Source organism: Microbacterium sp. MMO-113 (assembly GCF_037148555.1).
Lineage (GTDB): Bacteria > Actinomycetota > Actinomycetes > Actinomycetales > Microbacteriaceae > Microbacterium.
The window spans coordinates 142,051-155,539 of sequence record NZ_JBBCTD010000003.1 but is presented as its reverse complement, the minus strand read 5'-3'; the positions used below and the strand labels follow the sequence as shown (position 1 = coordinate 155,539).

The 13,489-nt window shown below is 69.8% G+C and carries 11 protein-coding genes; 8 read left to right on the top strand and 3 right to left on the bottom strand.

The window, feature by feature from the left end:
• The first annotated feature begins 15 nt into the window (after nt 1-15).
• On the top strand, nt 16-894 hold the full coding sequence (locus WFJ36_RS11295) for a TatD family hydrolase (RefSeq protein ID WP_071329624.1): 879 nt from the start codon (nt 16-18) through the stop codon (nt 892-894).
• On the opposite strand, the gene WFJ36_RS11290 is transcribed toward WFJ36_RS11295, so the two are convergent.
• The gene (locus WFJ36_RS11290) at nt 891-2,159 is read right to left on the bottom strand and encodes an MFS transporter (protein WP_292790054.1); all 1,269 of its coding nucleotides are present in this window, start codon (nt 2,157-2,159) and stop codon (nt 891-893) included. The genes WFJ36_RS11295 and WFJ36_RS11290 overlap by 4 nt on opposite strands.
• A 27-nt stretch (nt 2,160-2,186) precedes the next feature.
• Here WFJ36_RS11290 and rsmA point away from each other — a divergent pair, with 27 nt between their 5' ends.
• The 7 genes from rsmA to WFJ36_RS11255 all read left to right on the top strand — a co-directional run bounded on the left by rsmA (nt 2,187) and on the right by WFJ36_RS11255 (nt 10,426).
• Nucleotides 2,187-3,056, top strand: coding sequence for a 16S rRNA (adenine(1518)-N(6)/adenine(1519)-N(6))-dimethyltransferase RsmA (gene rsmA, locus WFJ36_RS11285; RefSeq protein ID WP_071329626.1), 870 nt, complete (start codon nt 2,187-2,189; stop codon nt 3,054-3,056).
• A gap of 9 nt (nt 3,057-3,065) precedes the next feature.
• On the top strand, nt 3,066-4,133 hold the full coding sequence (mgrA, locus tag WFJ36_RS11280; protein WP_060922917.1) for an L-glyceraldehyde 3-phosphate reductase: 1,068 nt from the start codon (nt 3,066-3,068) through the stop codon (nt 4,131-4,133).
• Between the two features lie 7 nt (nt 4,134-4,140).
• The gene (locus WFJ36_RS11275; protein WP_336643312.1) at nt 4,141-5,073 is read left to right on the top strand and encodes a 4-(cytidine 5'-diphospho)-2-C-methyl-D-erythritol kinase; all 933 of its coding nucleotides are present in this window, start codon (nt 4,141-4,143) and stop codon (nt 5,071-5,073) included.
• A gap of 120 nt (nt 5,074-5,193) precedes the next feature.
• On the top strand, nt 5,194-6,207 hold the full coding sequence (locus WFJ36_RS11270; protein ID WP_083391805.1) for a LacI family DNA-binding transcriptional regulator: 1,014 nt from the start codon (nt 5,194-5,196) through the stop codon (nt 6,205-6,207).
• Between the two features lie 60 nt (nt 6,208-6,267).
• Complete coding sequence (gene mmsA / locus WFJ36_RS11265) at nt 6,268-7,881, top strand: multiple monosaccharide ABC transporter ATP-binding protein (RefSeq protein WP_442927854.1); 1,614 nt, start codon at nt 6,268-6,270, stop codon at nt 7,879-7,881.
• Nucleotides 7,878-9,248 (top strand): multiple monosaccharide ABC transporter permease, encoded by a 1,371-nt coding sequence (mmsB, locus tag WFJ36_RS11260; protein WP_071329629.1) that lies wholly within the window; start codon nt 7,878-7,880, stop codon nt 9,246-9,248. Before mmsA ends, mmsB begins: the two co-directional genes overlap by 4 nt.
• Nucleotides 9,249-9,307: 59 nt before the next feature.
• Nucleotides 9,308-10,426, top strand: a complete 1,119-nt coding sequence (locus tag WFJ36_RS11255; RefSeq protein ID WP_292790046.1) for a substrate-binding domain-containing protein — start codon at nt 9,308-9,310, stop codon at nt 10,424-10,426.
• A gap of 114 nt (nt 10,427-10,540) precedes the next feature.
• Here WFJ36_RS11255 and WFJ36_RS11250 read toward each other — a convergent pair whose 3' ends face one another.
• Together WFJ36_RS11250 and WFJ36_RS11245 are read right to left on the bottom strand one after the other, a co-directional pair.
• Nucleotides 10,541-11,761 (bottom strand): Cmx/CmrA family chloramphenicol efflux MFS transporter, encoded by a 1,221-nt coding sequence (locus tag WFJ36_RS11250; RefSeq protein WP_336643311.1) that lies wholly within the window; start codon nt 11,759-11,761, stop codon nt 10,541-10,543.
• 269 nt (nt 11,762-12,030) lie between these two features.
• Nucleotides 12,031-13,389 carry an HNH endonuclease signature motif containing protein gene (locus tag WFJ36_RS11245; protein WP_336643310.1) on the bottom strand — a complete coding sequence of 453 codons (1,359 nt, stop codon included), beginning with the start codon at nt 13,387-13,389 and terminating at the stop codon, nt 12,031-12,033.
• Between the last annotated feature and the right edge of the window lie 100 nt (nt 13,390-13,489).

Sequence of the window (13,489 nt, the reverse complement as noted above, 5' to 3'; positions counted from 1 at the left end):
TCCGGGCAGGACACCATGGCGGAGACCTACGTGCGCGAGCGCTCGGGCGACGGGCGCAAGGACCGGACCTATCCGGCGGCCCCGGAACCCCTCGCGGTGCCCGTCTACGACAACCACGCGCACCTCGAGATCGCCGATGGTGACCAGCCCTTGACGCTCAAGACCCAGCTCGACCGGGCGGAGGCCGTCGGCGTCATCGGCGTCGTCCAGGCGTCCGGAGACATCGAGTCGTCCCGCTGGGCGGTCGAGGCCGCCGCGTCCGACCCCCGGGTCCTCGCCGCGGTCGCCATCCACCCGAACGACGCCCCGACGTACGCCGAGGAGGGGCGCCTCGACGAGGCGCTCGCCGTGATCGACGAGCTCGCCGCGCATCCGCGCACGCGCGCGATCGGCGAGACCGGGCTCGACTTCTTCCGCACCGGACCGGAGCGCCGTGCGCCGCAGTTCGCCTCGTTCGAGGCGCACATCGCGCTCGCCAAGAAGCACGGCATCGCGATGCAGATCCACGACCGGGATGCGCACGAGGCCGTGCTGGAGACGCTGACGCGGGTCGGGGCCCCCGAGCGCACCGTGTTCCACTGCTTCTCCGGCGACGAGGCGATGGCCCGGGTGTGCGCCGACGCCGGGTACTACCTGTCGTTCGCCGGGAACGTGACGTTCAAGAACGCGCAGAACCTGCGCGACGCGCTGAAGGTCACCCCGCTGGACCGCCTCCTCGTCGAGACGGACGCGCCGTTCCTCACGCCGGTCCCGCTGCGGGGCCGCCCGAACGCGCCGTACCTCGTGCCGCTCACGGTGCGCTTCCTGGCCGCCGAGCTCGACCTGGACGTGGACGAGCTCGCCGCGCAGCTCGCCGAGAACACCGTCCGGGTCTACGGCTCGTTCGCCGACTAACCCTCCGGGTCGACGTCCCCCGGTCCCGTCTCGGCGACCGGCTTGGCACTGACGATGTGCGAGATGGGCTTCCACACCAGCACGAGGGTGATCGCCGCCCCGCCGAACGCGAACCACCAGGGCGCGGTCAGGCCCCAGGTCTGCGCGATGACGCCGCCGAGGGCCTGGCCGACGATCATGCCGCCGAAGACGCCGACCATGTTGACCGAGGCGACGCGCCCCTGCAGGGAAGCGGGGACGAGCCGCTGCCGGACGGTCGTGGAGATCGTGCCCCACACGAAGGCGTACGCCCCGAAGAAGAACATGATGACGAGGGCCACCGTGCCCGTGGTGGTCAGCGCGAACGCGAGGTGCATGAGCACCTCGAGGGAGAGGACGACACGCATCAGGGTCGCGAACGACACGTGCCGTTCCAGCCAGCCGAAGCTCAGCGTCGCGAGGATGCCGCCCGCCGCGGACGCCGTGGTGAGCGCGCCGTAGCCCACGGGCCCCATCTGCAGGTGCTCGGTGGCGTAGAGCACGAGCACGCCCCACGGCGCGGCCCAGGTCACGTTGAAGACGAGGATGATGAGCACGAGCATGCGCACCGGCGGATTGCGCCACAGCCAGCGCAGACCCTCCGCGATGTCGGTGTGCACCGGCGGGTGGGTCTCGGTCTCCCGCGGCGGGACGGGCGTGCGGGCCATGCGGGAGATGAGGACGATCGCGAGCGTCACGCACAGCACCTCGACGAGGAACGGCCATGCGCTCCCGGCCGCGAAGAGGAACGCGCCCAGCGGCGGCCCGGCGAACTGGTTGGCGACGAGGTAGCCGGCCTGCAGGCGCGCGTTCCCGATGCCGAGGTCGGCCGGCTTCACGAGCATCGGCAGCAATGTGCTCCCCGCGGTGTCGACGAAGACCTCGGCGGTGCCGTAGAGGAACGCGACGGCGAGGACGATCCCGATGTTCGCGGTTCCCGTCACGAGGAACACGCAGAGCGCGGCGAGCACGACGGCGCGCACGGCGTTGGCGGTCATCACTAGGCGGCGTCGATCGAAGCGGTCGGCGATGGCCCCCGCGTGCAGGCCGAAGAGCAGCCATGGCAGGAACTGCAGGATGGCGCCGGAGGCCACGAGGATCGGCGACGACGTCATCGACGCGATGAGCAGGGGAGCGGCGGCCAGCGCCACACCGTCTCCGATGTTGCTCGTCCACGACGACGCGAGCAGCCAGCGGAAATCCCTGCCCAGGCGCCGCGGAGCGATCAGTTCACCGAGGGAGGGCACCCCCGAAGGATACGGGAGAATGGGTGCATGACCGTCACCTTGCTCGGGGCCACCGAGATCCGCCGTCTGGCCGCCGAGCTCGATGTCACCCCCACCAAGAAGCTCGGACAGAACTTCGTCGTCGACGCGAACACCGTCCGCAAGATCGTCCAGGCCGCCCGCGTGCAGGCGGGGGAGCGGGTGGTCGAGGTCGGACCGGGACTCGGGTCGCTGACCCTCGCGATCCTCGAGGCGGGAGCCGCGGTCACCGCCGTGGAGATCGACCACCGCCTGGCCGCCCGCCTGCCGCAGACCGCGGCCGAGCACGGCGTGCCGGAGGGGATGCTGACGGTGGTCGACGCCGATGCGCTCCGCGTCACGGAGCTGCCGGGGGAGCCGACCGTCCTCGTCGCGAACCTGCCGTACAACGTGTCCGTGCCCGTCCTGCTGCACTTCCTGGAGACCTTCCCCTACCTGCAGCGGGGCGTCGTGATGGTGCAGGCGGAGGTGGCCGAGCGCCTCGCCGCGAAGCCGGGCTCGAAGATCTACGGCTCGCCCAGCGTCAAGGCCGCCTGGTACGGCGACTGGAAGCTCACCGGCAACGTCTCCCGCCAGGTCTTCTGGCCGGTGCCGAACGTGGACAGCCTCCTCGTCGGCTTCGACCGCTCCGAGGGCGAGCGCGGCCCGATCGAGGAGCGCCGGCGCACATTCGCCATCGTCGACGCGGCCTTCAACCAGCGACGCAAGATGCTGCGACAGGCCCTCTCCGGCCTCTTCGGCAGCTCCGCCGCGGCGACCGAGGTGCTGACCGCCGCCGGCGTCGCTCCGACCGCCCGCGGGGAGGACCTCACGGTCGACGACTACCAGCGGATCGCCCAGCACGCAACGGCGATCGAGGGTTCGGGCGTCAGCGGCTAATCTGGCACGGTGACCGACTCCCCCCGCTTCCGCCCCGACGTCCCCGAACTGCACCGCCCGTACGCTGCCGACGAGGGCCGCTACGGACGGTTCGCCTACCGTCAGGTCGGCGCCTCCGGCCTGTACCTGCCCCCGATCTCGCTCGGGCTCTGGTGGAACTTCGGCGACAACATCCCGCTCGACAACCAGCGGGCGCTCCTGCGTCACGCGTTCGACAACGGGATCACGCACTTCGACCTGGCGAACAACTACGGCCCGCCGTACGGCTCGGCCGAGAAGAACTTCGGCCGCATCTTCGCCGAGGACCTGCGTCCCTACCGCGACGAGCTGATCATCTCGTCGAAGGCCGGCTGGGACATGTGGCCCGGACCGTACGGCGACTACGCGAGCCGGAAGTACATCCTCGCGAGCGCCGAGCAGTCGCTCACCCGCATGGGGCTGGACTACGTCGACATCTTCTACTCGCACCGCGTCGACCCGGTCACCCCGATCGCCGAGACCGTCGGGGCGCTGGACACCCTGGTCCGCCAGGGCAAGGCGCTGTACGTCGGCATCTCCTCCTACAGCGCGGAGCGCACGGCCGAGGCCGTGGCCGTGGCGAAGGAGCTGGGGACGCCGCTCGTCATCCACCAGCCGGCCTACTCGATCCTGAACCGCTGGATCGAGGACGGCCTCACGCAGACCCTGGAGGAGTCGGGCCTCGGCGCCATCGCCTTCACCCCGCTCGCCCAGGGCCTCCTCACCGACAAGTACCTCGGCGACGGCACGGCCGAGCGCGCGCAGCAGCGGGGTTCGCTGCCGAAGGGCAAGCTGACCGACGAGGCCGTCGAGACGCTCCGTGCGCTGAACGAGGTCGCGCAGGGTCGCGGGCAGTCGCTCGCGCAGCTCGCGCTGCAGTGGACGCTGCGCACCCCGGTCGTCGCCTCGGCGCTCATCGGCGCGTCGCGTACGGAGCAGCTCGACGAGAACCTCGCCGCGCTCGACGGTCCCGCGTTCACCGACGAGGAGCTCCGCCGCATCGACGAGCTCGCGGGCGCCATCGACGTCAACCTGTGGGCGACCTCGTCGGACCTGTGATCCGCTCATGAGCCTCGCCGCGTCCTCCGGGTCCGTGCACGTGCGCGCGCCGGGGAAGATCAACGTCTACCTCGGTGTCGGCGGGCGCCATGACGACGGCTACCACGCCCTCGCGACGGTCTTCCAGGCGGTGTCGCTGTACGAGGACGTCATCGCCAGGGACGCCGACGACTTCTCGATCGCGGTGACCGGGGTGGAGGACGACGGCTCGGTGCCGCTCGACGACCGGAATCTCGCGATGCGGGCCGCCAAGCTGCTGGCGACGGCGACGGATCACCCCGGCGGGGTGGCGCTGCAGATCCGCAAGAGCGTTCCCGTCGCCGGTGGGATGGGCGGCGGTTCCGCGGATGCCGCGGCCGCCCTGGTCGCCTGCGACGCCCTCTGGGGCACGGGACTCTCCGCGGCGCGCTTGCACGATCTCGCCGCTCGGCTCGGTGCCGATGTCCCCTTCGCGCTGCATGGCGGCACTGCCGTCGGCACCGGCCGTGGCGATCAGCTGAACCCGGCTCTCGCCCGCGGCCGCTTCGACTGGCTGCTGGTGACCAGCGATGAGGGGCTGTCCACGCCCGCTGTGTATACCCGGCTCGACGAGCTGCGCGAGGAGGAGGGGGCGCTCGCCGACGATCCGCCGCTCTCGCTGGACGTGCCGATCCCGGTGCTGCAGGCGCTGCGCACCGGAGACGCCTGGCAGCTCGCCGACGCACTCCACAACGACCTTCAGGCGGCCGCGCTCGACCTGCGACCGGATCTCGCGCAGACCATCGAACGCGGGATCGCGGCCGGTGCGCTGCACGGCCTCGTGTCCGGTTCCGGGCCGACCGTGGCCCTCCTCTGCGCGGATCCCGAGTCCGCGCAGGCGGTGCAGATGGCCCTCCGCGAGGGTGGCCTCGATCCGCTGCACGTGCACGGCGCCGTCCCCGGAGCCCGCATCATCGGCTGAACCTGCCCGCTCCCCTCGCATCCGAGCGGCGAGGAGCGTGCGCGCGGTCGAGGTGCATCCAGCGGGTCATCGCAGACATAATGAAGTAGTCATGTGACCGTGCACACGCGAGGAGGCTGGATGTCCACCTCCTCCGAGCGTGCCCGCATGCCGAGCATCCGCGACGTCGCCCGCCTCGCCGGCGTCTCGCATCAGACCGTCTCCCGGGTGCTCAACGACCATCCCAGCATCCGCCCGGAGACCAAGGCGAAGGTGCTCGACGCGATCGCCGTGCTCGACTACCGCCCCAATCTGGCGGCGCGTGCGCTCGTGACGAGCAAGTCGAACGTGCTCGGCATCCTCTCGGCGACGATCGGCGAGTTCGGGCCGACGTCGTCCATCGCCGGCATCGAGGACGCGGCGCGCGAGGAGGGGTACTCCGTCTCCACGCTCAACCTCCCCGCGACCACTCCGGAGGCGATCGGCAACGCCGTGCGCCAGCTTGAGCGCGAGCAGGTGGACGGCATCGTCGTGCTCGCCCCGCAGGTGCGGGTCTTCCATGTCCTGCGCGGCATGAACGTCACGATGCCCTTCGTGACCCTGCAGACCGCCTCCGGCTCAGACGGCGTCAGCCTCTCCGCCGACCAGGTGGCAGGGGCGAAGGCGGCGACCGAGCACCTGATCGCGCTGGGCCACAGCGACATCCTCCACCTCGCCGGGCCGCAGGACTGGATCGAGGCGGAGTCCCGGATGCGCGGGTATCTGGATGCGCTCCGCGACGCCGACCTGCCGACGTTCCCGCCGATCCGCGGGGACTGGACGGCCGACTTCGGCTACTTCGCCGGCAAGGAGCTCTCGCTGCGGCGCGACTTCACGGCGGTGTTCGCGGCGAACGATCTCATGGCGATCGGGCTGCTGCACGGCTTCCGCGATGCCGGAGTGCGCGTGCCGCACGACGTGAGCGTGATCGGGTTCGACGACATCCCGGTCGCGGCGCACGTGGCGCCGACGCTGAGCACGGTGCACCAGGACTTCCCCGAGCTCGGACGACGCGCCGTGCGCATCCTCCTCGCCGAGATCCGCGGCGAGGAGACCCCCGCATTCGGCCCGCTGCAGACCCTCCTTCGGGCGCGCGAATCCGCTGCATCACGGTAGCGACACGAAAACACGCCGCGGACTTGACACCGCTCCCGTGGAAGACGACGATATACCGATGTGAACGGTCACATCGAAGGTGACCGCACGTCGCGAGGAAGATCCGTGAGCATCACAGCAACGTTGCCGACCGTGTCAGGCCCGATCCTGGAGATGCGCCGCATCACCAAGGAGTTCCCGGGAGTCAAGGCGCTCGCCGACGTCTCGATCACCGTCCGCGCCGGCGAGATCCACGCGATCTGCGGCGAGAACGGCGCCGGGAAGTCGACGCTGATGAAGGTCCTCTCGGGGGTGTACCCGTACGGCACGTACGACGGCGAGATCCTCCTGTACGGCCAGGAGCAGCGCTTCAAGGACATCGCGGCCAGCGAGCAGGCGGGCATCGTCATCATCCACCAGGAGCTCGCGCTCATCCCGGAGCTGTCCGTCACCGAGAACATCTTCCTCGGCAACGAGATCCGTCGCTTCGGACGCATCGACTGGCAGGCGCAGAAGGAGCGCACGATCGAGCTCCTCGCCCGCGTCGGCCTGGACGAGGACCCGGACGTGCCGATCAAGACCCTCGGCGTCGGCAAGCAGCAGCTCATCGAGATCGCCAAGGCGTTGAACAAGGACGTCAAGCTGCTCATCCTCGACGAGCCCACCGCCGCGCTCAACGAGAACGACTCGCAGCACCTCCTCGACCTCATCCTCGGGCTCAAGGCCAAGGGGATCGCGTCGATCATGATCAGCCACAAGCTCAACGAGATCGAGCAGATCGCCGACGAGATCACGATCATCCGCGACGGCCGCACGGTGGAGACGCTGGACATCTCCCGCGGCGAGATCAACGAGGACCGCATCATCCGCGGCATGGTCGGCCGGTCGCTGGAGAGCCGCTACCCGGACCGCACGCCGGAGATCGGCGAGGTGTTCTTCGAGGTCAAGGACTGGTGGGTGCAGCACCCGACCGTGCCGGAGCGCATGGTCGTGAAGGGGTCGAGCATCAACGTCCGCCGCGGCGAGGTGGTGGGTATCGCCGGGCTCATGGGGGCCGGCCGCACTGAGCTCGCGATGAGCATCTTCGGCCGCTCCTACGGCACGTTCCTCTCCGGCACGCTCGTGAAGGACGGCCAGGAGATCGAGCTCCCCGACGTCGCCGCCGCGATCAAGCACGGCCTCGCCTACGTGAGCGAGGACCGCAAGGTGCTCGGGCTCAACCTGCTCGACACCATCAAGCGGTCCATCGTCGCGGCGAAGCTCTCCAAGATCGCGCACAACGGCGTCGTCGACGCCCGCGAGGAGTTCTCGGTGGCGGAGCGCTATCGCAAGGCGCTGCGCATCAAGACTCCATCGGTCGAGGAGGGCGTGGGCAAGCTCTCCGGCGGCAATCAGCAGAAGGTCGTGCTGGCGAAGTGGATGTTCACGGACCCCGACCTGCTGATCCTTGACGAGCCCACGCGCGGTATCGACGTCGGCGCCAAGTACGAGATCTACGCGATCATCAACGAGCTCGCCGCCCAGGGCAAGGGCGTGATCGTGATCTCCAGCGAGCTGCCTGAGCTGCTCGGCATCTCCGACCGCATCTACACCGTGTTCGAAGGCCGGGTCACCGACTGCATCCCGGCCGACCAGGCGACCCCCGAAGACCTCATGCGCAGCATGACCTCCGCGACCCAGAAAGCATCCGCATGACCACCGACTCGACCACCGCGAAGCGCGGCTTCCACTTCAAGGACATCACGAAGATGTTCGGGGGAGGGCAGTCGACCCTCCGTCAGTTCGGCATCCTCGGCAGCCTCGTCGTCATCCTCGTCGTCTTCCAGGTGCTGACGTGGATCTTCAAGGGCACCGGTCTCACGCTGTCCTCCGGCAACCTGATCAACGTCGTCAACCAGTACTCGTACATCCTGATCCTGGCCATCGGCATGGTGATGGTCATCATCATGGGGCACATCGACCTCTCGGTCGGATCCGTCGCCGCGTTCACGGGCATCGTCGTGGCGAAGGCCATGCAGGACTGGAACCTCCCCTGGCCGCTGGGCATCCTCCTCGGTCTCGGTGTCGGCGTGCTCGTCGGCGCCTGGCAGGGCTTCTGGGTCGCCTACGTCGGGGTGCCGGCGTTCATCGTGACGTTGGCCGGCATGCTGTTCTTCCGCGGTGCGAACCAGGCGGTGGGCGACTCGCAGTCGGTGCCCGTGCCGGAGGGCTTCAAGATCATCGGCGCCGGCTACCTGCCGGAGATCGCCCTGCCGCTTCCGTTCAACATCCCGACCATGCTGCTGGCGCTCGCCGGCGTCGCGTGGATCGTGTTCTGGGAGATCCGCACCCGGCGCATCCAGCGCAAGATGGGCTCCGACATGGCGCCGCTGTGGGTGAGCGTGACGAAGGTGGTCCTCATCTCGGCCGTCATCCTCGTCGCCGGCTGGCTGTTCGCCACGGGGCGCGAGGGCACGAGCTTCCCGATCTCGGGCGTCATCCTCCTCGCTCTCGTCATCCTCTACTCGTTCATCACGAACAACACCGTCTTCGGCCGTCACATCTACGCGGTCGGCGGCAACCGCCAGGCCGCGCGCCTCTCGGGCGTGAAGGACCGCTGGGTCGACTTCTTCGTGATGATGAACATGTCGGTCCTGGCCTCGCTCGCCGGCATGATCTACGTCGCCAGGGCGACCGCCTCGGGTCCGCAGGACGGCAACGGGTGGGAGCTCGACGCGATCGCCTCCGTCTTCATCGGCGGCGCGGCCGTCTCCGGCGGCATCGGCACCGTGATCGGGTCGATCATCGGTGGTCTCGTGATGGCGTTCCTGAACAACGGACTCGCGCTGCTCGGCGCCGGTGCCGACGTCGTCTCGATGATCAAGGGCCTCGTGCTCCTCTTCGCCGTCGGCGTCGACGTGTGGAACAAGCAGCAGGGTCGTCCGTCGATCATCGGCTTCCTCACGCGCCGTCTCGGCCGCACGCAGGATCCGGCCACCGACACGTTCGATCCCACGAAGACGAACTACCCCACCAGTCAGAAGTACGAAGCCCCCGCCGTCGAGGAGACGCGCGGAAAGTAAGGGCCGCGTCGCGCAACGCAGGCGCGACGGGACCTGCACACACCAGAGAAAGAGATCACATGAAGAAGATCCTTCTGTCGGCGACAGCGCTTGTCGTCGCGGGCGCATTCGCCCTCACCGGCTGCTCCTCGGAGCGCGGCGGTGACTCGGGTTCGGGGTCGGGCGAGGAGACCGCCTCGGGCTTCGACGCCGGCTCCACGATCGGTGTCGCTCTGCCGGACAAGACCTCGGAGAACTGGGTCCTGGCCGGTCAGCTGTTCACCGACGGCCTCGAGAAGGCCGGCTTCAAGGCGGACGTGCAGTACGCGCCCGCCAGCAACACGGTCGCCGAGCAGCAGAACCAGATCCAGGCGATGGTCACCGGCGGCGCCAAGGTCATCATCATCGGCGCCAAGGACGGCAAGCAGCTCACCACGCAGGTGGAGGCCGCGCGCGACGCCGGTGTCGCGGTCATCGCCTACGACCGTCTCATCGAGAACACCGACGCCGTGGACTACTACGTCGCCTTCGACAACTTCGAGGTCGGCAAGCTCCAGGGCCAGGCGCTGCTCGACGGCCTCGCGGAGCGCGCGGGTCACGAGGCGCCTTACAACATCGAGCTGTTCTCGGGATCGCCGGACGACGCCAACTCGGCGGTGTTCTTCAACGGGGCGATGGAGGTGCTGCAGCCGAAGATCGACGACGGCACGCTGAACGTCGTCTCCGGGCAGACCGAGATCTCCCAGACGGCGACCGAGGGCTGGAAGCCGGAGAACGCCCAGCGCCGCATGGATTCGATCCTCACGTCGAGCTACGGCTCGGAGACCCTCGACGGCGTCCTGTCCCCGAACGACACTCTCGCCCGCGCCATCATCACTTCGGCGCAGCAGGCCGGCAAGCCCGTCCCGGTGGTCACCGGTCAGGACTCCGAGGTCGAGTCGGTGAAGTCGATCATGGAGGGCGTGCAGTACTCCACGATCAACAAGGACACCACGCTGCTCGTGGAGCAGGCCATCAAGATGGTCGGTCAGCTTCAGAAGGGCGACGAGGTCGACGTCAACGACACCGACCAGTACGACAACGGCAAGAAGGTCGTCCCGGCCTACCTGCTCCCGCCGGTCATCGTGACCAAGGAGAACGCGGCCGAGGCCTACGCCAACGTCCCGAGCCTCCTCGAGATCGTGAAGTCCTACGAGTAAGGACGAGCGAGACCGTCCCCGTTCCCCGCGAACGACGGACAACGACACGACGAGCCGTCCGGACCTTCGGGTCCGGGCGGCTCGTCGCCGTTGCCGCGCGTCCCCGTCTTGCCGTCAGCCGACGGGCCGCCATCGCCGCATCGCCAGGGCGAGGAGGAGCGCCGCCGCCGTCAGCGTGGCCGCGAGGGCGACGGGGGAGAGCGGGCCCGCCCCGCTCGCGAGGATCCACGCTCCCGCCGCCGGCCCGATCACGGCGCCGATGTTCAGGGCCGCGGTCGCGTAGGACCCTCCCATGGTCGGGGCGCCGGACGCGGCGTTCAGCACGCGGGCGATCAGTGTGCTGCCGACCGCGAAGGACAGCACGCCCTGCACGAAGACAAGGGCGAGAAGGGCGACGGGACGGGGCAAGACCGCCGCCCACAGGATCCAGCCGCCCAGGAGAAGTGGCCCGGCGACCGCGAGCAGCATCCCGGCGTGGTGGTCGGCGAACCGACCCGCGATGGTCACGCCGAGGAACGACCCGCAGCCGAACAGGACCAGCGCGAGGGGGACCGCAGCGTCGGGGAGGCCCGCGACTTCGGTGATGACCGGCGCGAGGAACGTGAAGACCGCGAAGGTCCCCGCGTTCACCAGGGCCGCCAGGCTCATCGCGACGGCGAGACGCGGTGTCCTCAGGAGCGCGAGCTCCGCACGCAGAGACGGCGCGGGCCCGGGGAGCGGTGTCGGAGCCGGCGCCGTGCCTGGTGCCGACCCTGGCACCGACCGGGGTCGGACGTGCGCCGCGCCCCGGATCGTCGTCGGCACGCCTCGGAGGATTCCGAGCAGTGCGGGGAGACAGAGGAGTGCGACGGCGGCGAAGGTGGCGCGCCAGCTGAGCGCGGCGCCGAGCACCGCCCCGGCCGGGACGCCGACCACGGTGGCGATCGTCGTGCCGGAGAGCAGCACCGCGAGACCGCGGCCGGTGCGTTCGCCGGGGACGAGGAGAGCGACCGTGCGGAGTGCGACGGCGAGGAAGCCGGCGTTCGCGAGGGCGCTGAGCACGCGCGTGACGAGCAGGAGCTCGAATGCGGAGGTGGCCGCGCCGACGACGTGGCATCCGGCGAAGAGCACGAGGCAGGCGATGAGCGTGCGACGTGGCGGCCAGCCGCGCGCGAAGGCGGCCAGGGCGGGGGCGCCCACGACCATGCCGACGGCGAAGCCCGAGGTGAGAAGCCCGGCCGTGCCGACCGCGACGTCGAGGTCGTCCGCGATCGCGGGGAGGAGTCCCGCGAGCATGAACTCGGAGGTGCCCATGACGAAGACCGCCAGGGCAAGGGCATAGAGGGGGAGAGGCATCGAGTGCTCCGAAGTGAGAGGGAAGAGGAGTGCTTCTCGTCACCACGGTCAGCGCCCGGGTCACCGGCGCGCGCCCGCCGACAGGACGGACGAAGGGATCAGCGGTTCACGGGGCTGACGGTGTGACCGGCAGCCCCCGACCTGTCTGATTCGGGACTCGACATGCCCTCCACCCTACGGCTGACCGGTGTGCCTGCGTGACCGGTGTGCCTGCGTGATCGGTGTGCAGGCGTGATCGGTGTGCAGGCGTGATCGGTGCGCTCGCGTGTTCAGCCGGTGGTGGTCCTGGCGTCGGGCGAAGACCACGGAGGTTCCTCGGCGAAGGTCACGGTGTGCGGAGGCGGCGGTCGGTCGATGTAGGTCCGGCCGGTAGGGCTCGTCCACTCCAGAACGCCGCCCGGCCCCTGCTCGACGTGCCATGGGGAGTGGTGTTTGAGCATGTGATGCCGTCGGCAGAAGGTCGCGAGGTTGTCGTGCACGGTCTCGCCGCCGAGCGCCGCATCGTGATTGTGATCGAGGTCGCACTTCCGCGGCGCGAGGCCGCAGCCGGGGAAGCGGCAGCGTTGATCGCGGGCCCGCAGGTGTCGGCGGAGGTCTTCGCTCGGGCGATACCGGTCGACGGCCAGCAGTGCCCCGCTGATCGGGTCGGTGAGCACCCGGTCCCAGCCGCTCGCCGCGCCGGCGAGGCGCCGGGCCGTGGCCGGATCGATCGGGATCATCCCGTCGAGCTCGGCGGCGAGGATCGGAGCGCCGTCCATCGTCCCGTCCTGCTCGCCGTGCATCAGCTCGCCGTGCATCAGCGTCAGCACCGGCACGGTGACCTCGACGCGCGCCCGAAGCTCGGAGAGCAGGCCTTCCTCCGAGTCATGCCCCGCCGGAGCGCCGGTCAGGACGAGATCGGTGAGCAGATCCGTGCGCAGCTGATCCACCGTCCTGTCGTCGCGGACGCTCTCCTCCGCCTCCGGGCGCCGTGCCCGCGCGTTCTCCTCCCGCACGGCCTGCGCCATCTGGGAGAGCCGGTCGTACATCCCGTGCACGAGCGCCGCCGGGCCGCGGGCGCCGAGTTCGGCCATGCCGTCATCGAGGTCGGTCACCCACACCCGCCGCAGCTCCCTGGCGTCACGGTGTCGCTCGACGAGCGTCCGCTCCTGGAACCGGTCGGCCAGTCGGCGCACCTGGCGACGCACCCTGTTGGGCGACTCCACCGCTGCGACCTCGACAGCCTCCTCGGCGAACCGGGCACGATCATCGGCGTCGTCGAGGTGGGCCCCCGCCTCCACGATCACGCGCGCATGCGCGGCGCTGATGCGCCCGGCGCCCTGGGCCTCCCAGACGGCGGGGAACCGTTCGACCAGCCAGGACGCATCGGACATCCGCCGCTCGATGGTGCGGTCGCTGACGCGCTGTGCGGCCCCGATCTCCGCGGCGACCGTGCGGATCGCCATGTCGCCGCCGTCGGGATGACGCGCCTGCCGAGCGATGTCGACCGCAAGTCGCCCCGCCATCGCGAGCAGTCCGTCGCGGGCCGCCTGCATGCTGCTCAGCGTCTTCTCCGCCGCCTCCAGCCCCTCCACCAGATCGGCGAGAATCGCCATCTGGGAGTCGGTCGCGTCGAGCAGTGCGGGCATGACGTCAGTCCATCACCGACCACTGACATTCGAACGAAGATTCGAAGGAATCTGGCCGAAAGTCGTATCACGAAAGGATAACGACCGTGGTTGACTGGCT

Bases quoted from the DNA above. Each gene is read 5' to 3' on its own strand.
- WFJ36_RS11275 (WP_336643312.1), top strand. From the start codon at position 4,141: ATGAGCCTCGCCGCGTCCTCCGGGTCCGTGCACGTGCGCGCGCCGGGG.
- rsmA (WP_071329626.1), top strand. From the start codon at position 2,187: ATGACCGTCACCTTGCTCGGGGCCACCGAGATCCGCCGTCTGGCCGCC.
- WFJ36_RS11295 (WP_071329624.1), top strand. From the start codon at position 16: ATGGCGGAGACCTACGTGCGCGAGCGCTCGGGCGACGGGCGCAAGGAC.
- mmsB (WP_071329629.1), top strand. From the start codon at position 7,878: ATGACCACCGACTCGACCACCGCGAAGCGCGGCTTCCACTTCAAGGAC.
- WFJ36_RS11255 (WP_292790046.1), top strand. From the start codon at position 9,308: ATGAAGAAGATCCTTCTGTCGGCGACAGCGCTTGTCGTCGCGGGCGCA.
- WFJ36_RS11250 (WP_336643311.1), bottom strand. From the start codon at position 11,761: ATGCCTCTCCCCCTCTATGCCCTTGCCCTGGCGGTCTTCGTCATGGGC.
- WFJ36_RS11245 (WP_336643310.1), bottom strand. From the start codon at position 13,389: ATGCCCGCACTGCTCGACGCGACCGACTCCCAGATGGCGATTCTCGCC.
- WFJ36_RS11270 (WP_083391805.1), top strand. From the start codon at position 5,194: ATGTCCACCTCCTCCGAGCGTGCCCGCATGCCGAGCATCCGCGACGTC.